Source organism: Blastococcus aggregatus, assembly GCF_900221005.1.
GTDB classification, from domain to species: Bacteria; Actinomycetota; Actinomycetes; order Mycobacteriales; family Geodermatophilaceae; genus Blastococcus; species Blastococcus aggregatus.
The window spans coordinates 174,086-197,477 of the sequence record NZ_OBQI01000005.1; the positions used below are offsets into that span (position 1 = coordinate 174,086).

18 protein-coding genes and 1 tRNA gene are annotated in these 23,392 nt (G+C 72.4%); 6 read left to right on the forward strand and 13 right to left on the reverse strand.

Annotation, left to right across the window (positions count from 1 at the left end; all coding sequences use genetic code 11):
• Positions 1–118: 118 nt before the first annotated feature.
• The 3 genes from CRP29_RS16565 (at position 119) to CRP29_RS16575 (ending at position 1,969) form a co-directional block, all read left to right on the forward strand.
• Positions 119–973, forward strand: a complete 855-nt coding sequence (locus tag CRP29_RS16565) for a class I SAM-dependent methyltransferase (RefSeq protein ID WP_097196172.1) — start codon at positions 119–121, stop codon at positions 971–973.
• 100 nt (positions 974–1,073) lie between these two features.
• Complete coding sequence (locus tag CRP29_RS16570) at positions 1,074–1,325, forward strand: DUF4242 domain-containing protein (RefSeq protein WP_141437156.1); 252 nt, start codon at positions 1,074–1,076, stop codon at positions 1,323–1,325.
• A 53-nt stretch (positions 1,326–1,378) separates the two neighbouring features.
• The gene (locus CRP29_RS16575) at positions 1,379–1,969 is read left to right on the forward strand and encodes a histidine phosphatase family protein (protein WP_097196173.1); all 591 of its coding nucleotides are present in this window, start codon (positions 1,379–1,381) and stop codon (positions 1,967–1,969) included.
• A gap of 59 nt (positions 1,970–2,028) precedes the next feature.
• Here the strand turns inward: CRP29_RS16575 and CRP29_RS16580 are convergent, their stop codons facing one another.
• Positions 2,029–2,565, reverse strand: coding sequence for a DUF1990 domain-containing protein (locus CRP29_RS16580; RefSeq protein ID WP_217991631.1), 537 nt, complete (start codon positions 2,563–2,565; stop codon positions 2,029–2,031).
• A gap of 5 nt (positions 2,566–2,570) precedes the next feature.
• Positions 2,571–5,309: a DNA polymerase I gene (polA, locus tag CRP29_RS16585; protein WP_097196175.1), complete on the reverse strand. Its 2,739-nt coding sequence runs from the start codon at positions 5,307–5,309 to the stop codon at positions 2,571–2,573.
• A 74-nt stretch (positions 5,310–5,383) separates the two neighbouring features.
• On the opposite strand from polA, the gene CRP29_RS16590 reads away from it, so the two are divergent.
• Complete coding sequence (locus CRP29_RS16590; RefSeq protein WP_097196176.1) at positions 5,384–5,794, forward strand: PaaI family thioesterase; 411 nt, start codon at positions 5,384–5,386, stop codon at positions 5,792–5,794.
• Here CRP29_RS16590 and CRP29_RS16595 read toward each other — a convergent pair.
• From CRP29_RS16595 to CRP29_RS16625, 7 genes are all read right to left on the reverse strand, one after another.
• On the reverse strand, positions 5,778–6,371 hold the full coding sequence (locus tag CRP29_RS16595; protein WP_176523013.1) for a GNAT family N-acetyltransferase: 594 nt from the start codon (positions 6,369–6,371) through the stop codon (positions 5,778–5,780). The two genes, CRP29_RS16590 and CRP29_RS16595, sit on opposite strands and share 17 nt — an antisense overlap.
• A gap of 256 nt (positions 6,372–6,627) precedes the next feature.
• Positions 6,628–7,344, reverse strand: a complete 717-nt coding sequence (locus CRP29_RS16600) for an ABC transporter ATP-binding protein (RefSeq protein ID WP_176523014.1) — start codon at positions 7,342–7,344, stop codon at positions 6,628–6,630.
• A complete protein-coding gene (locus tag CRP29_RS16605; protein WP_245852905.1) occupies positions 7,344–8,180 on the reverse strand; it encodes an ABC transporter ATP-binding protein in 837 nt (278 codons plus the stop codon). Before CRP29_RS16605 ends, CRP29_RS16600 begins: the two co-directional genes overlap by 1 nt.
• Positions 8,173–9,387, reverse strand: a complete 1,215-nt coding sequence (locus tag CRP29_RS16610) for a branched-chain amino acid ABC transporter permease (protein WP_217991632.1) — start codon at positions 9,385–9,387, stop codon at positions 8,173–8,175. The genes CRP29_RS16605 and CRP29_RS16610 overlap by 8 nt, the downstream gene beginning before the upstream one ends.
• Positions 9,384–10,373, reverse strand: coding sequence for a branched-chain amino acid ABC transporter permease (locus CRP29_RS16615; protein WP_245852908.1), 990 nt, complete (start codon positions 10,371–10,373; stop codon positions 9,384–9,386). The genes CRP29_RS16610 and CRP29_RS16615 overlap by 4 nt, the downstream gene beginning before the upstream one ends.
• A gap of 83 nt (positions 10,374–10,456) precedes the next feature.
• Positions 10,457–11,611 carry a branched-chain amino acid ABC transporter substrate-binding protein gene (locus tag CRP29_RS16620; protein ID WP_097196180.1) on the reverse strand — a complete coding sequence of 385 codons (1,155 nt, stop codon included), beginning with the start codon at positions 11,609–11,611 and terminating at the stop codon, positions 10,457–10,459.
• A 297-nt stretch (positions 11,612–11,908) separates the two neighbouring features.
• The gene (locus CRP29_RS16625; RefSeq protein WP_097196181.1) at positions 11,909–12,508 is read right to left on the reverse strand and encodes an ANTAR domain-containing response regulator; all 600 of its coding nucleotides are present in this window, start codon (positions 12,506–12,508) and stop codon (positions 11,909–11,911) included.
• A gap of 73 nt (positions 12,509–12,581) precedes the next feature.
• Here CRP29_RS16625 and CRP29_RS16630 point away from each other — a divergent pair.
• Positions 12,582–12,655 (forward strand) — tRNA-Leu (locus CRP29_RS16630).
• Positions 12,656–12,868: 213 nt separating this feature from the next.
• On the forward strand, positions 12,869–14,452 hold the full coding sequence (locus tag CRP29_RS16635) for a pyridoxal-dependent decarboxylase (RefSeq protein WP_245852911.1): 1,584 nt from the start codon (positions 12,869–12,871) through the stop codon (positions 14,450–14,452).
• 28 nt (positions 14,453–14,480) lie between these two features.
• On the opposite strand, the gene CRP29_RS16640 is transcribed toward CRP29_RS16635, so the two are convergent.
• The 4 genes from CRP29_RS16640 to gltB form a co-directional block, all read right to left on the reverse strand.
• Positions 14,481–15,353, reverse strand: coding sequence for an acyl-CoA thioesterase (locus tag CRP29_RS16640; protein ID WP_097196182.1), 873 nt, complete (start codon positions 15,351–15,353; stop codon positions 14,481–14,483).
• Positions 15,350–16,765 carry a pyruvate kinase gene (pyk, locus tag CRP29_RS16645; RefSeq protein WP_097196183.1) on the reverse strand — a complete coding sequence of 472 codons (1,416 nt, stop codon included), beginning with the start codon at positions 16,763–16,765 and terminating at the stop codon, positions 15,350–15,352. Before pyk ends, CRP29_RS16640 begins: the two co-directional genes overlap by 4 nt.
• Positions 16,766–16,864: 99 nt before the next feature.
• Positions 16,865–18,355, reverse strand: a complete 1,491-nt coding sequence (locus CRP29_RS16650; protein WP_097196184.1) for a glutamate synthase subunit beta — start codon at positions 18,353–18,355, stop codon at positions 16,865–16,867.
• A gap of 53 nt (positions 18,356–18,408) precedes the next feature.
• Positions 18,409–23,097, reverse strand: coding sequence for a glutamate synthase large subunit (gene gltB / locus CRP29_RS16655; protein ID WP_217991633.1), 4,689 nt, complete (start codon positions 23,095–23,097; stop codon positions 18,409–18,411).
• Positions 23,098–23,392 lie beyond the last annotated feature (295 nt).

A 23,392-nucleotide genomic window follows, 5' to 3' on the forward strand; every position in this document is an offset into this window, starting at 1 on the left:
TGGGGAAAACCACGACAGACCTCTGGCGCATTCCTCATGGTACGGACGTGGGCACGTCCGGGTCCACCTGGGTGCGCGCCCCTCTGCCACCCCGGCGGCGTGTCACCATCGGCGTGTCATGAGCGCATCCACGCCGCCCCGGAGCGGGCTGCCCCTCGGCAGCGACGGCTACCCCGCGGCCGGCGGTGTGGCCCGCCGCCCGGCCGGCCAGGACGAGTCGGCCCGCGCCAACCGGCACTGGTGGGACGCCGCCGCGCCCGCCTACCTCGCCGAGCACGGCTCGGACCTCGGCGACGCCGACTTCCTCTGGTGCCCGGAGGGTCTGCGCGAGGCCGACGCCCGGCTGCTGGGGGACGTCGCGGGGCGGCGCGTGGTCGAGATCGGCTGCGGCTCGGCGCCCTGCGCGCGCTGGCTGGCCGGCGAGGGCGCCGACGTCGTGGCGCTGGACGTCTCCGCGGGCATGCTCGCCCGCGCCGTCGAGCTGAACCGGGCCACCGGCCTCGCCGTCCCGCTGCTGCAGGCCGACGCCGGTGCGCTGCCGCTGGCCACGGCGTCGATGGACCTCGCGTGCTCCGCGTTCGGCGGCCTGCCCTTCGTCGCCGACGCGCGGGCCGTGCTGGCCGAGGTGGCGCGGGTGCTGCGGCCGGGCGGCCGGTTCGTCGCCTCGGTGAACCACCCGATGCGCTGGCCCTTCCCGGACTCCCCCGACCCCGAGGACCTGCAGGTCACCTCGTCCTACTTCGACCGGCGGCCCTACGTCGAGACCGACGGCTCGGGCAGCACGGTCTACGTCGAGCACCACCGGACGGTCGGCGACTGGGCGCGGGCCGTCGTCGGCGCGGGGCTGGTGCTCGAGGACCTGGTCGAGCCGGAGTGGACGCCCGGCCGGACCCAGACCTGGGGTCAGTGGTCCCCCGAGCGCGGCGCCCTCGTCCCGGGCACGCTGATCCTGGTCTGCAGCACGCCCGCCTGACGCATCGCGCCGATCGGTCTGTCCGCAGCGCCCCGACGCGGGGACACTGGGCCCGTCGGCCGGCCCGCCCGGAGCCGGCCACCTCCCCGAGGGAGCAGACATGGCCTTGTTCATGGACGTGCACAACCACGTCGAGGGGCTCACCGCCGAGGCGGTCCAGGGGGCGCACCAGCGAGACCTCGAGGTGCAGGCGCGGTACGGCGTGGACTACAAGCAGTACTGGTTCGACGAGGCCAGCGGCAAGGTGTTCTGCCTCGTCGAGGCACCGGATGCTGACGCGGCAGCGGCGGTGCACCGCGAGGCGCACGGTCTGGTCGCCGACGACATCACACCGGTGAACCAGGGCAGCTGATCCGCAGGGGCTCGGACCTGCCGCCGGCAGCCGGCGCACGATCGACTGCCGGCGTGCAGATCTACGTGGTGACACATGCCGAGGTCGCCGTCGACCCCGCCGTGCCGGTTCCGGAGTGGGGCCTGTCCGCCGCCGGTCGCGCCCGTCTGACCCATCTGGTGGCGCAGCCGTGGGTGCCGACGCTGACCGGTGTGGTCAGCAGCGCGGAGCGCAAGGCGCTGCAGACCGCCGAGGTGCTGGCGGACGCGGCGGGGCTCCCGGTCGGGGTGGACGAGGAGCTCGGCGAGAACGACCGGTCCTCGACCGGCTACCTCCGGCCCGAGGAGTTCGAGGCAGTGGCCGACGCGTTCTTCGCCCGCCCGGAGGAGAGCGTGCGGGGATGGGAGCGGGCCGTCGACGCCCAGCGGCGCTTCGTGGCCGCGGTGCAGCGGGCGGTGGCGGGCGCCACGGGGGACGTCGCGGTCGTCGCCCACGGCGCGGTCGGTGCGCTCCTGCTGTGCTCGTTGCTCGGCGTGCCCGTCGACCGCCGCTACGACCAGCCCGGCCAGGGCAGCTTCTTCCGCTTCGACGCCGTCACGGGGCGGGTGCTGCACGGCTGGCAACGCCTCGACGGGGCGGTCCGGGACGCAGCTCTGGGCCTCTAGTCGAGGGTCAGACTCTGCGTCGAGGTCCGCGGTGCGCGACCGGGGTCGTCGTCACGGCCTCAGCCCTCGGCCAGGGCGCGGGCGTACCGGCGGCGGTACCGGCGCTGGGCCACCAGGACTGCGGGGAAGGCCAGGCGCCATCGACCGGAGCCGGGTGCGGTCACCGACCGCAGCGTCAGCCGGACGACACCGTCCTCGTCACGGTGCAGCACGAAGGCCTCCTCGCCCGAGACCGGGTGACCCTCCAGCGTGCCGTAGGCGAAGCCGCAGCGGTCCGGCCGGTCGACGACCGCGATCACGCGGGCCGGCTCCCGGATCCGGAGCGGGCCGACAGCGGCCAGGAGCCAGTAGTCGGCGCCGTTCCGCACGCCCGGGTCGGCCCCGGACGCGGGCTCGACCGCGAAGCCACTGCGGGTCTTCACCCCCCAGGAGAGCAGCGCCGCCTTCGCCTGCCCCCAGCACTCGTCGCCCTGGCCGACCAACACGGACCGCTCGTAGGCTCGGCGCCCGGCGGGCGCCGACCACTGCTGCTCCCCCGGCGCCGTCACCCCGGCCGGGCCGTAGGTCAGCGACCGGGCCGCGAGCTCCCCGGGCACCATCCCTAGTGCGCGGCCTCGTCCCAGGTGCGGCCGGAGCCGACCGAGACCTCGAGCGGGACCGACAGCTCGGCAGCGCCGGCCATCTCGCGCCGCACCAGCGCCTCCAGCGTCTCCCGCTCCCCCGCCGCGACCTCGAACACGAGCTCGTCGTGCACCTGGAGCAGCATCCGCGAGCGCAGCCCCTCGGCGGCGATCGCCTTCTCCACGTTCAGCATCGCGACCTTGATGACGTCGGCCGCCGAACCCTGGATGGGTGCGTTGAGCGCCATGCGCTCGGCCATCTGCCGGCGCTGCCCGTTGTCGCTGGTGAGGTCGGGCAGGTAGCGCCGCCGACCCAGGGTCGTCTCGGTGTAGCCGGTCTGCCGGGCGTCGTCCACGACGCCGTCGAGGTAGTCGCGGATGCCGCCGAAGCGCTCGAAGTAAGCGTGCATCTGCTCGCGGGCCTCCTCCACGGAGATGCGCAGCTGCCCGGACAGCCCGTAGGCGCTCAGCCCGTAGGCCAGGCCGTAGCTCATCGCCTTGATCCGGCGGCGCATCTCCGGGTCGACCTCGGAGATCGGGATGTCGAAGGCCCGGGAGGCGACGAAGGAGTGCAGGTCCTCCCCCGACATGAAGGCCTCGATCAGCCCCTCGTCCTTGGAGAGGTGCGCCATGATCCGCATCTCGATCTGGCTGTAGTCCGCCGTCATCAGGGACTCGTAGCCCTGCCCGACGACGAACGCCTGCCGGATGCGCCGGCCCTCCGCGGTGCGGATCGGGATGTTCTGCAGGTTCGGGTCGGTCGAGGAGAGCCGGCCGGTCGCGGCGATCGTCTGCTGGAACGTGGTGTGGATCCGCGAGGCGTCGTCGACCATCGGGATCAGGCCGTCGATGACGGTGCGGAGCCGGGTGACGTCTCGGTGCCGGAGCAGGTGCTCGAGGAAGGGGTGCCCGGTCGAGGCGAGCAGCGAGGTCAGCGCATCGGCGTCCGTGGTGTACCCGGTCTTGTTCTTCTTCGTCTTCGGCAGCCCGAGCTCGTCGAAGAGCACCGCCTGCAACTGCTTGGGCGAGCCGAGGTTCACCTCGCGGCCGATCACCGCGTAGCACTCGGCCGCGGCCGCGGCGACGCCGTCGGCGAACTCCTTCTGCAGGTCGTGCAGGAAGTCCAGGTCGACGGCGATGCCCCGGTACTCCATCGCGGCCAGCACCCGGGTGAGCGGCAGCTCGATGCCGCCGAGCAGCGCGTCGCCGCCCTTCTCCCCCAGCACCGTCTCCAACGCCTCGGACAGGTCGTTGACCGCCACGGCCTTGAGCGCGTCGGCGTGCGCGGCCTCGCGGGCGACGTCGTCCTCCGACGGGCCGAGCCCGTCCAGCGTGAGCTGGCCCTCGGGCTCCGCGGTGTCCTTGAGCTCACGGCGCAGGTAGCGCACGGCAAGGTCGCCGAGGTCGAAGGAGCGCTGCCCAGGCATGGCCAGGTAGGCGGCGAGCGCGGTGTCGCTGGTGATGCCCGCGACCTCCCAGCCGCGGGCCCAGATCGCCAGCAGCGGCCCCTTGACCTCGTGCACGACCTTGGGCACCGCGGCATCGGCGAGCCAGGCGGCCAGCGCCTGCTCGTCGGCGGCGTCCAGCTCGGGGCCGAGGTCGACGAACGTGGCGTGCCCGTCGCCCGCCGCGAGCGCGAGGCCGGTCAGCTCGCCGGTGCCGCGACCCCAGGTGCCGCGGAAGATCACCCCGGTGTGCCCGGTGCGGGTGTGCGCGTCCAGCCACTCCCCCAGCCCGCCGGCGGCCGGCTCGTCGAGCTCGACGTCGAAACCGCCCTCGACCTCGGGCTCGGCACTGGTGAGCGTGGCGAACAGCCGGTCGCGCAGTACCCGGAACTGCAGGTTGTCGAAGAGGGTGTGCACCTCGTTGCGGTCCCACGCCTGGACGGCGAGGTCCTGCGGACCGATCTCCAGCGGCACGACCCGGTCGAGCTCGGTGAGCCGGCGGTTCTGCATCACCGAGGAGAGGTGCTCGCGCAGCTTCTCCCCGACCTTGCCCTTGACGGTGTCGACCTGGTCGACGAGCTCGGCGAGCGAGCCGTACTCGCGGATCCACTTCGCGGCGGTCTTCTCCCCCACGCTGGGGATGCTGGGCAGGTTGTCGCTCGGGTCGCCCCGGAGCGCGGCGAAGTCCGGGTACTGCGTCGGGGTCAGGCCGTACTTCTCCTCGACCGCGGACGGGGTGAACCGGGTCATGTCCGAGACGCCCTTGCGCGGGTAGAGCACCGTCACGTGCTCGTTGACCAGCTGCAGCGCGTCCCGGTCGCCGGTGGCGATGAGCACGTCCATCCCCTGCTCGACCGCCTGCACGGTGAGCGTGGCGATGACGTCGTCGGCCTCGTAGCCCTCAGCGGTGATCACCGGGACGCGCAGCGCGCCGAGCACCTCCTGGACGAGGCTGACCTGGCCCCGGAAGTCGGTCGGACTCTCGGCGCGATTGGCCTTGTACTCGGCGAAGATCTCGCTGCGGAACGTCTTGCGGCCGACGTCGAACGCCACGGCGAGGTGCGAGGGCTGCTCGTCGCGCAGGATGTTGATCAGCATCGACGTGAAGCCGTAGACGGCGTTGGTCGGCTGCCCCGTGGTGGTCGAGAAGTTCTCGACCGGCAGCGCGAAGAAGGCGCGGTAGGCCAGCGAGTGCCCGTCGAGGAGCAGGAGCCGCGGACGGACCCCCGGCATCGTGGGGACGGCGGGCGCTGAGGTGGAGACCGGAGCGGACATCGCCGTCGATCCTAGGTGCGGGCACCGACACCCGGGACCGGCCGACCCGCAGGGCCGGTGGCTACGGTGCCGGGGTGACCACTCCTCCTCCTGAATGGCTGCCCGGCAGCATGCGCAGCCCGCTGGACGACAAGCTCGGCATCGAGATCGTCGACTTCACCCCCGACCGCCTGGTCGCGACCATGCCGGTGGCGGGCAACGAGCAGCCGTTCGGCCTGCTGCACGGCGGAGCGACCTGCGCCCTGGTGGAGACGATCGGCTCGGTGGCCGCGGCGATCGGCGCCGGCGCGGGCAAGCAGGTGGTCGGCATCGAGCTCAACGCGAGCTACCTGCGGGCGGCGACGTCGGGCACGGTGACGGCGGTGTGCACGCCGGTCCGCCGCGGCCGCACGCTGTCGACCTTCCTCATCCAGGTCACCGACGACGACGGCCGGCCGACGGCGACCGCCCGGCTGACCTGCATGACGCTCAGCGGCCCGCAGTAGTCGAGGGCAGCGGGGGCAGGCTGCGCCGCCGGGCCATGGCCGGCACCCGCCGCGGCAGGGGCAGGATCCCCAGCCGGCGGCGCTGCCAGGCGGCCAGCGAGCGGCCGAGGGTGTTGACCGAGGCGATGCGCCGGGTGGTCAACGGGGCGAAGCCCATCCGCGCGAAGAAGCGCTGCCGGTCGGCCTCCTGCGGCACGGCGGCGACGACGTAGGCCGCACCGTTCGCCCGCGCGTAGGTCGCCGCCGCGGCGAGCAGGGCGGCACCGACGCCGGCGCGCCGGTGCTCCCGGTGCACCACGAACGTGTCGACGGTGACCTGCGGCGTGCCCAGCACGAGCGACAGCGGATCCAGGCCCAGCACCGCCAGCCCGACGCCGACCCCGGCGTCCGCGTCCCCGTCGGGCCCGGGCAGGACGGCGAGCACGACGCGGTGGCCGCCGTCCTCGAGCAGGCGCCGGAAGCCCGCACCGGCGGCGTGCACGGGCGGGTGCCCGGTCAGCACCTCTTCGGTGTGCGACTCCACCCGGAGCTGGCGGACCAGCTCGAGGATCACCGACAGGTCGTCGGGACGAGCCACGCGCGTGACGACCGTGGACCGCGATGCGGATCCTGGCACAGCTGCCTCCCCCTGCGAATTGACCGCAGAGTGCACCGCCTGATACGGGCCGTGACGACGGCGCGCCGCCTCGTGTGACGCGCGGGACGCGCGGTGCGAGATGCGACCGGACGGTGAGCGAACGGCCCGGGCGGTGCCAGCCGGGGAGGCGGCCCGGAAACGCGTCGGGGCCCGGACGTCCGGAGACGTCCGGGCCCCGACGGGCCGGTTCAGCGGGTCAGACGTCGCCGCCGAGGTAGGCCGCCCGCACGCTGTCGTCGGCGGCCAGCTCGCCACCGGTCCCGGTGCGGACCACCTCGCCCGTCTCCAGGATGTAGGCGCGGTCGGCGATCTTGAGCGCCTGGGCGGCGTTCTGCTCGACCAGCAGGATCGTGGTGCCCTGCTCCCGGATCTCCTTGATGATCGTGAAGATCTGCTGGATCAGCTTCGGCGCCAGGCCCATGGACGGCTCGTCCAGCAGCAGCAGCGTCGGGTGGGACATCAGCGCCCGCCCGATCGCCAGCATCTGCTGCTCGCCGCCGGACATCGTCCCGGCCGCCTGGTCCCGCCGCTCGAGCAGCCGCGGGAAGAGCGTGAACACCCGCTCCAGGTCCGCCGTCCGGGTCTTCGCCCGGTCGGCGCGCGCGTAGGCGCCCATGTCCAGGTTCTCGACCACGGTCATGCCCGGGAAGATCCGCCGGCCCTCGGGTGACTGGCTGATCCCCAGCGGCACGCGCTCGTGCGAGGCCATGTGGGTGATGTCCCGGTCCTGGAACCGGACCGAGCCGGCCCGCACCTTGCGCAGCCCCGACAGCGTCTTCAGCGTCGTCGTCTTGCCGGCGCCGTTGGCCCCGATGAGGGTGACCACCGACCCCTGCTCGACGGAGAACGTGATGTCCCGGATGGCCTCGATGCGCCCGTAGTTGACGCACAGCCCCTCGACCTCGAGCAGCATCAGAGGTTCGCCTCCTCGTCGTCGAGATCGTCGACCTCGGTGCCGAGGTAGGCGGCGATGACCGCCGGGTCGTTGCGGATCTGGGCCGGAACGCCCTCGGCGATCTTCCGGCCGAACTCCAGGACGGCGACGCGGTCGCTGACACCCATGACCAGGCTCATGTCGTGCTCGATGAGCAGCACGGTGAGGCCACGGTCGCGGATCCGCCGGATGAGGTCCATGAGCTGGGCCTTCTCCGCCGGGTTGAACCCGGCGGCCGGCTCGTCCAGGCAGAGCAGCCGGGGCTTGGTCGCCATCGCCCGGGCGATCTCCAGCCGGCGCTGCTCGCCATAGGAGAGGTTGCGCGCCAGCTCGTCGGCCCGCCGCTCCAGGCCGAGGAACTTCATCACCTCGCGGGCGGTCTCCTCGCCCTCCCGCTCCTCGCGGCGGTGCCGCGGGGAGCGGAAGAGCGCGTCGATCACGTTCGTGCGGTGATGGGCGTCCGCGCCGACCAGGACGTTCTCCAGCGCCGTCATGTTGCCGAACAGCCGGATGTTCTGGAAGGTGCGCGCGATGCCCAGGCGGGTGATCGCGAACCGCTTGCGCCGGCCCAGCGGGGAGCCGGCGAAGCGGACCTCGCCGGACGTGGGCTGGTAGACGCCGGTCATCACGTTGAAGCAGGTGGTCTTGCCGGCCCCGTTCGGTCCGATGAGCCCGAGGATCTCGCCCTCGCGCACGTCGAAGCTCACGTGGTCCAGCGCCTTGAGGCCACCGAACTGGATGCTGACGTCGTCGACCGACAGCAGCGCGGCACCCTCGCCGGTGGCGGGCTGCCCGGCCACGGGGATCTCAGACACGATCGGTCCCCTCCTCGAGTGCGTCGAGTTGCTCGTCGACGGCCTGGGCACGTCTGGTGCGCCGCGGTGGGATGAGCCCCTGGGGCCGGAAGTTGGCCAGGATCAGCAGGGCCATGCCGAAGACCAGCAGCCGCCACTCCTCGAAGCCGCGGAACCGCTCCGGCAGGTAGGCCACCACGATCGCGCCCATGATGACGCCCCAGCGGTTGCCGGCACCGCCGACGACGACGGCGGCGACGAACAGGATGCTCAGGAGCAGCTGGAAGGACTCCGGGTTGATGAAGCCCTGCCGCGAGGCGAACAGGGCGCCGGAGAGGCCGCCGATGAACGCGCCACAGGCGAAGGCCAGCAGCTTGAACTTGAACGTCGGGACGCCCATGAGCTCGGCGGCGTCCTCGTCCTCCCGGGTCGCCTCCCACGCACGACCGACGCGGGACAGCCGCAGCATCCGGTCGGCTCCCAGCACGATGAAGATCACCGTGAGGGCGAGCCAGTAGTACGGCGCCTGGTCGGCCACGCCGAAGACGAGGAACTTCGTCTTGTCGTCGAGGTCGATGACCGCCGTCGCGCCCTCCCACTGGAGGTGCGGCAGCTCGAACAGCTCCACGCTCGGCGGGCGCGGCACGCCGGTGATGCCCTTGGCCGCGCCCAGCCACTCCGTGTTGAGCGCGGTCAGCCGGATGATCTCGCCGAACCCGAGAGTCACGATCGCCAGGTAGTCACCCCGCACCCGCAGGGTGGGGGCACCGAGCAGGATGCCGGAGATCGTGGTGATCACCACCGCGAGCGGGATCAGCAGCCACCAGGACAACTGCGCCTGGAGCGATCCGAGCACGGCCACCGTGTAGGCGCCGACCGCGTAGAAGCCGACGTACCCGAGGTCCAGCAGACCCGCGTAGCCGAGGACGACGTTGAGCCCGAGGGCGACCAGCACGTAGCTGGCCACCGTGAAGAGCACGGCGCCGAAGTCGGTGTCGGGCGTGCTGAGGATCGGGATCTCCAGCAGCGGCAGCAGGTAGAGCAGCACCACGAACAGGCCGATCAGCGCCCACTTCGCGGGCCGGGGCAGCGCGGTCACCCGGCGGGAGAGCGCCAGCCGGTCCCAGCCGAAGCGGTTGCGCCCCATGTCGTCGGTCTGGCCGACGGTCGAGGCCGGCACCCCGCCGGCCGTGGAGCCCTCGCGCAAGGGGATGTGCGGTTCACTCATGCGCGGGCCCTCCCCAGGCTTTCGCCGAGCAGCCCCGTGGGGCGGAACAGCAGGATGACGACCAGCAGCAGGAACGCGACGACGTCGCGCCACTCGGAACCGATCAGGGCCGAACCGTAGTTCTCGGCCAGGCCGAGCACGAAGCCGCCGAGCAGCGCCCCGCGGACGTTGCCGATGCCGCCCAGGACGGCCGCGGTGAACGCCTTCACGCCGAGCAGGAAGCCGGCGTTCCAGCGGGTGACGCCGAAGCGCATCAGGTACAGCAGCGCCGCCGCACCGGCCATGATCCCGCCGACGAGGAACGTCGCGCGGATGATCCGGTTGCGGTTGACGCCCATGAGCGCCGCGGCCTCGGAGTCCTGGGCCACGGCGCGGATGCCGCGGCCGGTGCGGGTGCGGCGGATGAACTGGTCCAGCGCCACCATCATGAGCACGGCGCTGACGATGATGATGACGTCGACGTTGCTGACGGTGTACCCGCCCACGGTGAACAGGCCCTCGGTCTCGAGGGGGTTCTGGAAGCGGGTGTTGTCGCGCGCCGAGCGGACGTAGGGGTCCAGGGTGTCGCGCAGGCCGATCCAGCCGGCGACGCGGTCACGCAGACCCATGATCTCGGCCAGCGCGAAGCTGGCGCCGATGGCGCTGATGAGCGCGACCAGCTTGGGGGCGTCGAGCCGGATGAGCCGGCGGTAGGCCACCCGCTCCAGGAGCAGGGCCACACCACCGCTCACGGTCATCGCGGCGAGCAGGGCGAGGAGCAGGACACCGATGACGACCGGCATCGCGCTGCCGGGGGCCACGCCCAGTGCCACGGTGACCCAGACCGCGGCGAAGCTGCCGAACATCCAGACTTCGGAGTGGGCGAAGTTGATCAGCTGGAGCACGCCGTAGACGAGCGTGTAGCCGAGCGCGACGAGGCCGTAGACGGCGCCGAGCACGAGACCGGTGACGGTCAGCTCGACGAAGTTGTTGAACAGGAAGGACACTGGGCCTCCGAGCGGCAGAGGTAGGCGCGGCCGGGTCTCCTCAGCGAGGAGAGCCCGGCCGCGCCCTGTGGGTCAGCGGGAGATCAGTTGGTCTCGATCTCCTGGTCGGCGACGATCTCGCCGTTCTCCACCTTGTAGGCCCAGACCGAGATGTTCTCCGGCTCGCCGTCCTCGTCGAAGGTGATGGTCTTCGTGATGCCCTCACCCGAGTAGTCGTTGATCCACTCGAGCAGCGACTCACGGTCGGTGTTGCCCTCGAGGATTCCCTCGAGCATCACGTTGGCGGCGTCGAACGCCTCGGCCGAGTAGGTCGCCGGCGCAGCGCCGAAGGCCTCCTCGAACGCGGCGTAGAACTCCTGCTCCTCCTCCGGGGGGAGGCAGGGGCAGGTGATGATCGTGCCCTCGGCAGCGTCACCGGCGGCCTCGATGAAGCCGGGGTCCTTCACGCCGTCGGCGACGACGAACGTCGCCTCGACACCGGCAGCACGCATCTGCTGCACGAGCAGGCCGGCCTCGGCGTAGTAGCCGCCGAAGAAGACCGAGTCGGCACCCGAGCTGCGGATGGCGGTCACGGTCGCCGAGAAGTCGGTCTGCCCGGTCTGGATCGTGTCGGTGCCGACGACGGCGTCACCGGCGCTCTCCTCGACGATCTCGGCCAGGCCGGCGCCGTAGGCGGAGGCGTCGTCGACGACGAACACCTTCTCGCTCTTGATGACGTCGGCGATGTAGGTCGCCGCCGCCGGGCCCTGGCTGGCGTCGTTGCCCAGCACGCGGTGGAAGGTGTCCCAGCCGTTCTGGCTCAGGTCGGGGTTGGTGGCCGACGCGGAGATGGTCGGCAGCCCGCCCTCGGCGAAGATCGGGCCGGCCGTGTCGGACTCACCCGAGAAGGCGGGGCCGACGATGCCGATGACCGAGTCGTCACCGATGGCCTGCGTGGCCAGACCGGTCGCCTGGTTGGGGTCACCGGCGGAGTCGTACTCCTCCAGCGACACCTGGCAGTCGGCGTTCTCCTCGTTGAACTGGTCCACCGCGAGCTGGACGCCGTTGCGGATGTTGATGCCGAGGTTCGCCGCGGCGCCGGTCAGGGCACCGAAGTAGCCGATCGCGACGTCCTCGCAGGTACCGGCCTCGCCACCGCCGCTCGAGGCCTCCTCGTCGTCGCCGCCCGAGGTGCCGCAGGCGCTGAGTGCCAGCGCCAGGGCGAGCAGGGGCGCGCCCGTCTTGACCGAGAAACGCACATGTCCTCCAGAGCCAGATCGGCGGGCCGCTGTTCGGCCGCGCCGGTGGTCGTTGTGCCGTCCCGGTGGGAGCGGCTGGCAAACAGTAGGGCGCCCCCCGTGCCACGTTGAGAGGCAGAGGTCGATTCGTGACCGTCTCGTGATCGCGCCCGGGAATGCCCGCGGACCGCGGTGGATCGGAGGCCGCAGCGCGGCTCCACGACACTCCCGTTGCTTCGTAGGCGCAGGGGTCCGAGGGCCGACGATCGACAGGTGACCACCCCGGTGGAGTCGCTATAGCGACGGCACACTCGGCGGTCAGGCCGGGTCGGCCTCCGCGGGGACGCCGTCGGTGAGGATCCGCTCCGCGAGCGCCCTCATCGACGTCCGCTCGTTCATCGCGGTGCGCTGCAGCCAGCGGAACGCATCGGCCTCGGTCAGCCCGCGCTCGGCCATCAGCCGGCCCTTGGCCTTCTCCACCGCCTGGCGGGCCGCGAGCCGCTCCTCGAGCGTGCGCACCTCGCCGTCCAGCGCGGCCATCTCGGCGAACCGGCCACGGGCCACCTCGATCGCGGGCACCAGGTCGTTCTTCGAGAACGGCTTCACCAGGTAGGCCATGGCACCGGCGTCCCGCGCCCGCTCCACCAGCTCGCGCTGGCTGAACGCGGTCAGCACGATCACCGGGGCGATCCGGGCCGAGGCGATCTGCTCCGCCGCGGACAACCCGTCGAGCACCGGCATCTGGATGTCGAGGATCACCAGGTCCGGCGACAGCTCCATGGCGCGGTCCACGGCCTGCTGCCCGTCGCCCACCTCGGCAACGACCTCGTACCCCTCCTCCTCGAGCATCTCCTTGAGATCGAGACGGATGAGTGCTTCGTCCTCGGCGATGAGAACCCTGGCCGGCGCGCTGCTCACGAGGGCGAGCCTAGCCACGTCGGCCCCCACCGGGCCCCCGCTAGGCTGATCCGGCTGCCGGCCCGACCGGCACGCCCCCGTACCCCAATCGGCAGAGGGAGCGGATTCAAAACCCGCGCAGTGTGCGTTCGAGTCGCACCGGGGGCACTGGACCTGATCGTCGTCCTCCGGACGACACCGCCACCACGAGCCGTTCCCCGGCTGCGGCGAGCGTGTCCCTGCCGATCGTCGGGGACCCTCCGGGCCCCGCTCCTCTCGGCGCCTCGCGGGGCGCCTCACGTTCCAGCGTCTTCGTCCTGCGTCGCGACATGCCTCGGGGACCCTCCGGGCCCCGCTCGACCTGCCGCATACGGTGGCCATGTGACCGAGCCCGCTCCGCACATGACTCCTGAGCAGTTCCGGCAGCACGGCCACGAGGTCGTGGACTGGATCGCCGACTACTGGGCGCGGGTGGAGTCCCTGCCAGTGCGCTCGACGGTGGCGCCGGGCGATGTGCGGGCCGCGCTGCCGGACGCGCCCCCGGAGCGGGGCGAGCCGTTCGCCGACGTGCTGGGCGACCTCGACCGCGTCGTGGTCCCCGGCCTCACGCACTGGCAGCACCCGGGCTTCTTCGGCTACTTCCCCGCGAACACCTCCGGGCCCTCCGTGCTCGGCGACCTCGTCTCGGCGGGCCTCGGCGTCCAGGGCATGTCGTGGGTGACCAGCCCGGCCGCGACCGAGCTCGAGCAGCACGTCATGGACTGGTTCGCCGAGCTGCTCGGGCTGCCCGCGTCCTTCCGCTCCACCGGCACCGGCGGCGGCGTCGTCCAGGACTCCAGCTCCGGCGCCAACCTCGTCGCGCTGCTCGCCGCCCTGCACCGCGCCAGCGGCGGCGCGACAGTCCGCCGCGGCGTCGAACCCGAGCGGGCCACCGTCTACGTCTCCCGGGAGACCCACTCCTCGATGGAGAAGGCCGTCCGCATCGCCGGCCTGGGCAGCGACGCGGTCCGCATCGTCGAGGTCGACGGCGCCCTGGCCATGGACCCCGCCGCGCTCGCCGCCCGCATGGAGCGCGACGTCGCCCGCGGGTACACCCCGGTGCTGGTCTGCGCCACCGTCGGCACGACGTCGACCACCGCCATGGACCCGCTGGCCGCGATCGGCCCGATCTGCCAGAAGCACGGCGCGTGGCTGCACGTCGACGCCGCCTACGCCGGCGTCAGCGCCGTCGTCCCCGAGCTGCGCGCCCTCCAGGACGGCGTGGAGTGGGCCGACAGCTACACCACCGACGCGCACAAGTGGCTGCTCACCGGGTTCGACGCCACCCTCTTCTGGGTCGCCGACCGCGCCGCCCTGACCGGGGCCCTGTCGATCCTCCCGGAGTACCTGCGCAACGCCGCCACCGACGCCGGCACCGTCGTCGACTACCGCGACTGGCAGGTGCCCCTCGGCCGGCGCTTCCGGGCGCTCAAGCTCTGGTTCGTGCTCCGCTGGTACGGCGCCGAGGGCCTGCGCGCGCACATCCGCACCTCGGTCGCCCTCGCCCAGGAGCTGGCCGGCTGGGCCGAGGCCGACGAGCGGTTCGACGTGCTCAGCCCGCACCCGCTGTCGCTGGTCTGCCTGACGCCGCGCTGGCCGGCCGGGGTCGACGCCGACGTCGCCACCATGACCCTGCTCGAGCGGCTCAACGACGGCGGCGAGGTGTTCCTGACCCACACCACCGTCGGGGGTCGCGCCGTCCTCCGGATCGCGGTGGGCGCGCCGGCGACGACCCGAGCGCACGTCGAGCGGGTGTGGACCCTGCTGCGCGAGGGCCACGACTGGCTGGCCGCCGACTTCGCCACCCAGGCCGCCGAGCAGGCCGCCGCCCGCCAGGCGGAGCGTGACCGCATCGCGGCCGAGGCCCGGCAGGCCGTGCAGCCCGCCGACGACGAGAGCGCCCAGGAGCCCGCACCCGCCGAGTGAGCGCGGGCGGGCACCGGGATGCTCGACCTCAGAGCGAGCGGATGAGCCCCTGCTGCGTGACGGTGGCGATGTGGGTGCCGTCGGCGGCCCAGATCTGGCCGAAGCACAGCGCCCGCCCGTGGGAGGCCACCGGGCTGTCGGTCTCGTAGAGGAACCACTCGTCGGCCCGCAACGACTGGTGGAACCACACCGCGTGGTCCAGGCTCGAGCCCGCCGTCCTCCCCCAGCCGCCGCCCATGCGCGCGGTGCCGGCACCGAGCAGGCTCAGGTCGCTGGCGAAGGTGAGGGCGGCCGCGTGCACGGCCTGGTCGTCGGGCAGCCGGCCGGCCACCCGCATCCAGGCCCACGACTTCGTGTCGGGGTAGGTCTTGGGCGGGCGGTGGAAGGGGTGCTCGAGCATCCGCTGCTCCACCGCCATGCCGATGCTCATCGCGGCGCGTGCCTCCTCGCCGCGGGAGGCCAGCAGCTCGAGGAACGTCGGCAGGCTCTCCGGGGCCGGGACGTCGGGCATCGGGAGGGCGTGCTCGGCGTAGGCGGCCTCCCCCGCGGAGGCGTCGGCGGTCAGCGCGAAGATCGCCGCGTCCTTGTCCCCGCGGCGCTGCCAGGCGACCACCCGGCGGGTGCTGAAGGTGCGCCCGTCGCGCATCCGCTCGACGGCGTAGCGGATCTCCTCGTTCGGGTCGCCCGGGCGGAGGAAGTACGAGTGCAGCGAGTGCACCGTGCGCCCCTCCGGCAGGGTCAGGGCGGCTGCCATGAGCGCCTGACCCGCCACCTGGCCGCCGAAGATGCGCTGCATCGTCGTGTCCGGCGTCTTCCCGACGTACAGGTCGGGCTCGCGCTCCTCGAGCGCCAGCACGGACATCAGCGCCGCCGCCTGGGTGTTCTCGTCGCCGCCGGTCATGAGTCGGTACCCACCTCGTGCACGCGGATCAGGTTGGTCGAGCCCACGGTGTTGGGCGGGCTGCCGGCCACGACCACCACCCGGTCGCCGACCTTGAGCCGGCCGATCGACAGCAGCGAGAAGTCCACCTGGGCGACCATGTCGTCGGTGTGGGCGACCTCCGGGACGAGGAACGTCTCCACACCCCAGGTGAGCGCGAGCCGGCTGCGGACCGCCGGATCCACCGTGAAGGCCAGCAGCGGCTGCCGGGGGTGCAGCGAGGAGAGCCTGCGCGCGGTCTCGCCGGTCTGCGTGAAGGTGGCCAGCGCCTTCACGTCCAGCGCCTCGCCGACGTCCTTGGCCGCGCGCACGATCGCCCCGGAGCGCGACCGCGAGCGGCGCACGACGTCGGGCACGGGCATGTGCTCGCTCTCGACCGCGTCGATGATCCGCTCCATGGTGCGGACGGCGGCGATCGGGTGGGCACCCACCGAGGTCTCGCCCGAGAGCATCACCGCGTCGGCGCCGTCGAGCACCGCGTTGGCGACGTCCGAGGCCTCCGCACGGGTCGGGCGCGAGTTGACGATCATCGACTCGAGCATCTGGGTGGCGACGATGACGGGCTTGTTGCGCTCCCGCGCGGACTGGATGGCGCGCTTCTGCACCAGCGGCACCTGCTCCAGCGGCAGCTCCACGCCCAGGTCGCCGCGTGCGACCATGATGCCGTCGAACGCCTCGACGATCTCGTCCAGCCGATCCACCGCCTCGGGCTTCTCCAGCTTGGCGATGACGGGGACCTCGACATCCTCCTGGCGCATGATCTCCCGCACCAGCTCGGCGTCGTCGGCGTGCCGGACGAAGGACAGCGCGATGAAGTCGACGCCGAGCCGCAGCGCGAAGCGCAGGTCGAGCTCGTCCTTCTCCGACAGCGCCGGGACGCTGACGGCCACGCCGGGCAGCGACAGCCCCTTGTTGTTGGACACCGGCCCGCCCTCGATGACCAGGCAGGTGACGTCGGGGCCGTGCACGGAGAGCACGGTGAGCGCGAGCTTGCCGTCGTCGACCAGCAGCCGGTCCCCGACGGAGACGTCGTTGGCCAGGTCCTTGTAGGTCGTGGAGACGCGCTCGGCGGTGCCCTCGACGTCGTCGACGGTGATGATGATCTGGCTGCCGGTGGGCCACTCGACCGGCCCGGCGGCGAAGGTGCCCAGCCGGATCTTGGGACCCTGCAGGTCGGCCAGGACGGCGACGGCGTGCCCGGTGCGGTCGGAGGCCTCGCGCACCCGCTGGTAGGCGGTGGCGTGATCGGCGTGCGCGCCGTGGCTGAAGTTGAGCCGAGCCACGTCCATGCCGGACTCGACGAGGGCGGTGACCTGCTCGGGGGAGCTCGTGGCCGGACCGAGTGTGCAGACGATCTTGGCGCGGCGGGACATGACCGCAACGCTAGTGGCAGCAGCGCGAGGCGACAGCGTCGACCCAGGACGCCGTGCGCCGCCAGAGGCGGGGGTCACATCCCCCGCCTCCGGCGGACCTCAGCGCAGGGCGACGGCGTTCGGCGTGACCGGCCGGGGCAGCGCCGAGGCGCCGGTGAGCCAGGTGTCCGCGGCGGCAGCCGCGGCCCGGCCCTCGGCGATCGCCCACACGATGAGCGACTGACCGCGGCCGATGTCGCCGGCCACGAAGACGCCGGGGACCGTCGACATGAACTCGGCGTCCCGGACGACGTTGTCGCGCTGGTCCATCTCCACGCCCAGGGAGTCGAGCAGCCCCTCGCGCTGGGCGCCGGTGAAGCCCATGGCCAGGAAGACCAGGTCGGCCGGCAGCTCCCGCTCGCTGCCCTCGATCTTCTGGAACCGGCCCTCGACCCGCTCGACCTCGTGCAGCAGCAGAGCGCGCACGGTGCCGTCCTCGTTGCCCAGGAACCGCTCGGTGTTCACCGAGTAGAGCCGCTCGCCGCCCTCCTCGTGGGCGCTGGAGACCCGCATGATCATCGGGTAGGTCGGCCACGGGTTCGCGTCCTGGTCCCGCCGGTCCGGCGGCGCCGGCATGATCTCCAGTTGGGCGACCGAGGCCGCTCCCTGGCGGTGCGCGGTGCCGAGGCAGTCGGCGCCGGTGTCACCGCCACCGATGATCACCACGTGCTTGCCGGCCGCGTTGATCGGCGGGTCGTCCAGCTCGCCGAGCGCCTGCCGGTTGCCCAGCGGCAGGTACTCCATCGCCAGGTGGATGCCGGCCAGCTCGCGCCCGGGCGCGGGCAGGTCGCGCCCGATGGTGGCGCCACCGGCCAGGACGACGGCGTCGTACTCGGCGCGCAACTGCTCGGTGGACAGGTCGCCGTCGGCCGGTCCACCGACCTCGACGCCGGTGATGAAGCGGGTGCCCTCGGCGCGCATCTGGTCCAGCCGCCGGTCCAGGACGGACTTCTCCATCTTGAACTCGGGGATGCCGTAGCGGAGCAGCCCGCCGATGCGGTCGGCCCGCTCGTAGACGGTGACGTCGTGCCCTGCCCGGGTCAGCTGCTGGGCGGCGGCGAGACCGGCCGGCCCCGACCCGATCACGGCGACCTTCTTGCCCGTCCGCTCGGTGGGCGACTGCGGCTCGACCCAGCCCTCGTCCCAGGCGCGGTCGATGATCTCCCACTCGATCTGCTTGATCGCGACCGGCGACTCCTGCAGGTTGAGCACGCAGGAGCCCTCGCACGGCGCCGGGCACAGCTTCCCGGTGAACTCCGGGAAGTTGTTGGTCGCGTGCAGCCGCTCGATGGCGTCGTGCCAGTCGTCGCGCCGGGCCAGGTCGTTCCACTCGGGGATCAGGTTGGCCACCGGGCACGCGTGGTGGCAGAACGGGATGCCGCAGTCCATGCAGCGGGCCGCCTGCTTGCGCACCTCGGGGGTCGGGAAGAGCGGGTCCTCGCCGTTCTGGCGGGCCGTGTAGACGTCCTTCCAGTCACGGATGCGGAGCTCGACGGGACGCCGCGGCGGCAGCTCCCGGTCGAACTTCAGGAATCCGGTGGTGTCAGCCACGAGCTGCCTCCTCCTGCGCGAGTGACGTGAGACTTTCGGTGTCGTAGCGCGTCTCACCCACGAGCTGCCTCCATAACCGCGAGATCGACGTCCGTTCCGTTGGCCTCGGCCATGCGCTGCGCGTCCAGCGCCCGCTTGTAGTCCCGCGGCATGATCACGCTGAACTGCGCCGACCAGCGTCCCCAGTCGGCCAGCAGCGCGCCGGCCACCGGCGACTCGGTCTCCTCGGCGTAGCGCACCAGCACGTCGCGCAGCCACTGCGCGGACTCGCCGTCCAGCGGCTCGACGTCGACCATCTCGCCGTTCACCCGGTGGCGGGCCAGGTCGAGCACGTAGGCGACGCCGCCGGACATGCCGGCCGCGATGTTCCGCCCGGTCGCGCCCAGGATCACCGCGCGGCCACCGGTCATGTACTCGAGCGCGTGGTCGCCCACGCCCTCGACGACGGCCAGCGCCCCGGAGTTGCGGACGCAGAACCGCTCGCCCACCCGGCCGCGCAGGAAGATCTCGCCGCTCGTCGCGCCGTAGCCGATGACGTTGCCGGCGATGACGTTGTCCTCGGCGGCGAACGTCGCCTCCCGGGAGGGCCGCACGACGATCCGGCCACCGGAGAGGCCCTTGCCGACGTAGTCGTTCGCGTCGCCGTAGAGCCGCATGGTGATGCCGCGCGGCACGAAGGCGCCGAACGACTGACCGGCCGATCCGCCGAAGGTGAGGTCGATGGTGCCGTCGGGCAGGCCCTGACCACCGAAGCGGCGGGTGACCATCGAGCCCAGCATCGTGCCGACGGTGCGGTTCACGTTGCGCACCGGCAGCTCGAGGCTCACCGGCTGCGCGTCGAGCAGCGCACCCTCGCAGAGCTGGATCAGCGTCTGGTCCAGCGCGACGTCGAGCCCGTGGTCCTGGTCGCGCACCTTGCGCCGCGGCGTCCCCTCGGGCATCTCGGGGACGACCAGCAGCGGGGCCAGGTCGAGACCGGAGGCCTTCCAGTGCCCCACCGCCTGCCGGGTGTCGAGCAGCTCGGCGTGGCCGACGGCCTCGTCCAGCGTGCGGAACCCGAGCTCGGCGAGGTACTCGCGCACCTGCTGGGCCAGGAACTCGAAGAAGGTGACGACGAACTCGGGGCGGCCGGTGAACCGCTTGCGCAGCTCGGGGTTCTGCGTGGCGACGCCCACGGGGCAGGTGTCGAGGTGGCAGACCCGCATCATCACGCAGCCGGAGACGACCAGCGGAGCGGTGGCGAAGCCGTACTCCTCGGCGCCCAGCAGCGCGGCGATGATCACGTCGCGGCCGGTCTTCATCTGGCCGTCGGCCTGCACGGTGATCCGGTCGCGCAGGCCGTTGGCCAGCAGCGTCTGCTGGGTCTCGGCCAGCCCGAGCTCCCACGGGGAGCCGGCGTGCTTGAGCGAGGTCAGGGGTGCCGCGCCCGTCCCGCCGTCGTGCCCGGAGATCAGCACCAGATCGGCGTGCGCCTTGCTCACGCCGGCCGCCACCGTGCCGACGCCGACCTCGGCCACCAGCTTCACGTTGATCCGCGCCTGGTCGTTGGCGTTCTTCAGGTCGTGGATGAGCTGCTTGAGGTCCTCGATCGAGTAGATGTCGTGGTGCGGCGGCGGGCTGATCAGGCCCACGCCCGGCGTCGAGTGCCGGGTGCGCGCCACCCAGGGGTAGACCTTGCCGCCGGGCAGCTGGCCGCCCTCGCCGGGCTTGGCACCCTGCGCCATCTTGATCTGGATGTCGTCGGCGTTGACCAGGTACTCGCTGGTCACGCCGAACCGGCCGCTGGCCACCTGCTTGATCGCCGAGCGGCGCAGGTCGCCGTTCGGGTCCGGGGTGAAGCGGTCCGGGTCCTCGCCGCCCTCACCGGTGTTGGACTTGCCGCCCAGCCGGTTCATGGCGATGGCGAGCGTCTCGTGCGACTCCTGCGAGATCGAGCCGTAGCTCATCGCGCCGGTCTGGAACCGCTTCACGATCTCGCTGACCGGCTCGACCTCGTCGATCGGCACGGGCGGCCGGACGCCGGTCCTCAGCTCGAACAGGCCGCGCAGCGTCGCGGCCTCCCGGCTGAGCTCGTCGACGGTGTCGGTGTACTTCTGGAAGACGTCGTACTGCCGGGACCGGGTCGCGTGCTGGAGCAGGAACACCGTCTCGGGGTTGAACAGGTGCACCTCGCCCTCGCGGCGCCACTGGTACTCCCCGCCGACCTCGAGCCGGCGGTGCGCGGTCTCGGTGGGGTTGTCGGGGAACGCGCGGCGGTGGCGCATGGCCACCTCCTCGGCGAGCACGTCGATGCCGACGCCGCCCAGGGGTGCCGAGGTGCCGGTGAAGTACTCGTCGACGAGCTCCTGGGACAGACCCACGGCCTCGAAGATCTGCGCCATCGTGTACGAGCCGACGGTGCTGATGCCCATCTTGCTCATGACCTTCAGGACGCCCTTGCCCAGCGCCTTCACCATGTTGCGCACGGCCTGCGCCGGCTCCACGCCGGTCAGCGCGCCGTCGCGGATGAGGTCCTCGATCGACTCGAAGGCCAGGTACGGGTTGACCGCGGCGGCGCCGTAGCCGAGCAGCAGCGCGACGTGGTGCACCTCGCGGCAGTCGCCGGACTCGACGACCAGCCCGACCTCCATGCGGGTCTTCTCCCGCACCAGGTGGTGGTGGACCGCGGCGGTCATGAGCAGCGACGGGATCGGCGCGCGCTTCTCGTCGCAGTCGCGGTCGGAGAGCACGATGATCCGCGCCCCGGCGGCGATCGCCTTCGAGACCTTGGTGCGCAGCTCCTCGATCGCCGTCGCCAGCGCGGGGCCGCCGCCGTTGACGTCGAAGTGGCCGGTGATCCGCACGGCGGCGTAGCCGGGCAGGTCGCCGTCGTCGTCGATGTGCAGGATCTTGGCCAGCTCGTCGTTGTCGATGACGGGGAAGGGCAGGAACACCTGCCGGGCCGAGGCCGGGGTGGCCTTGAGCAGGTTCTGCTCCGGGCCGAAGGTGCGGCCCAGGCTGGTCACCAGCTCCTCGCGGATGGCGTCCAGCGGCGGGTTGGTCACCTGCGCGAACAGCTGGCCGAAGTAGTCGTAGAGCAGCCGCGAACGGTCCGACAGCGCCGCGATCGGCGTGTCGGTACCCATCGAGCCGATCGGCTCCGCGCCCGAGGCGGCCATCGGCTGGACGAGGATGCGCAGCTCCTCCTCCGTGTAGCCGAACAGCGCCTGCCTGCGGACGACGGACTCGTGGCTGGGCCGCGACCGGCGGCGCTCGGGCAGCGTGGGCAGGTGCACCAGGCCGGCGTGCAGCCAGTCCTCGTAGGGGTTCTCCGCGGCCAGCGCCCCCTTGACCTCCTCGTCGGAGACGATCCGCCCGGAGGCGGTGTCCACGAGGAACATCCGGCCCGGCTGCAGCCGGCCCTTGGCGACGACGTCGGCGGCGGGGATGTCCAGCACGCCGACCTCGCTGGCCAGCACGACCAGGTCGTCCTTGGTGTGCCACCAGCGGCCCGGGCGCAGGCCGTTGCGGTCGAGGACGGCGCCGATGAGCGTGCCGTCGGTGAAGCAGACCGCGGCGGGTCCGTCCCACGGCTCCATGATCGAGGAGTGGAACCGGTAGAAGGCCCGGCGGGCCGGGTCCATCTCGTCGTGGTTCTCCCACGCCTCGGGGATCATCATCAGCACCGCGTGCGGCAGCGAGCGGCCGGACAGGTGCAGCAGCTCCAGCACCTCGTCGAAGGTCGCCGAGTCGCTGAAGTCGCTGGCGGTGACGGGGAAGATCCGGTCCAGGCCCAGCTCGGAGGCCGGGCCGGCGGGGCCGTCGAACATCTCCGTGGCCAGCTTCGCCTCGCGGGCCCGCATGCGGTTGCGGTTGCCCTTGATCGTGTTGATCTCGCCGTTGTGCGCGATGAAGCGGAACGGGTGGGCCAGCGGCCAGCTCGGGAACGTGTTCGTGGAGAAGCGGCTGTGCACCAGGGCGATCGCCGACTCGTAGCGCTCGTCGCGCAGGTCGGGGAAGAACAGCGGCAGCTGGTCGGTGGTCAGCATGCCCTTGTAGGTGATCGTCCGGGACGACAGCGAGGCGATGTAGAGCGAACTGCCCGCGTCCACGGCCGCGCGCTCGGCGCGCTTGCGCAGCACGAAGGAGCGCCGCTCGAGCCGGGTGACCCCGTTGCACTCGACGTTCCCGCCGAAGGCCTCGGCGTCGGCGCGCGCGCCCATGGTCTCGGCGACGAACAGCTGCGCGAAGTGCGGCATGACCGCGCGCGCCGTGGGGCCGAGGTCGGCGCCCTCGGGGTCGACCGGCACGTCACGCCAGCCCAGGACGGTCAGGCCCTCCTCGGCGGCGAGGCGGGCGACCTCCTCGACGCGGGCGGCGCGCTCGGCGTCGTCGGCGGGCATGAAGGCGATGCCGACGGCGTACTCGCCGGCGGGCGGCAGGTCGAACCCGACGACGGCGCGCAGCAGCGCGTCCGGCACCTGGGTCAGGATCCCGGCGCCGTCACCGGAGTTGGGCTCGGCGCCGGCGGCGCCGCGGTGGTCGAGGTTGTGCAGCGCGGTCAGGCCCTTGGCGACGATGTCGCGCGAGCGCCGGCCACGAGCGTCGGCGACGAACGCGACGCCGCAGGCGTCCTTGTCGTTGGCCGGGTCGTACAGACCCGAGGCAGCGGGAACGGCGGAGAAGGGGACGGCGGTGCCGCGCGGAGCGGCCTGCGCACCGGGAACGGTGGGCTTCTCGGCGGGGGCGGTGAGGTCGGGCATGTCACTCCCGTCGTCGGCGGCATCCGGCCCTCGCGAGAGGGACGGACGGGGCTGGAGGCCCGGGCCGGTGGTCATGGGTGGCGTAGCTGGCGGCACGTGCGAGGGAGAGCGGCCACCGGCGGGGGACGTACCCCGGGCCGACGACCGGCTCGCGAGCCCCTCGGGTGGTGGCCGAACGGGCTGTCGTGCGCGGGGCGACGCTGGCCCGGTTCCGACGATGGCGACCCCCCCGGGATCGCCGGTGGGTTCGCAGGAAGGGTACACAGCCGCAACACGAGCCCCAGCGTGATAAACG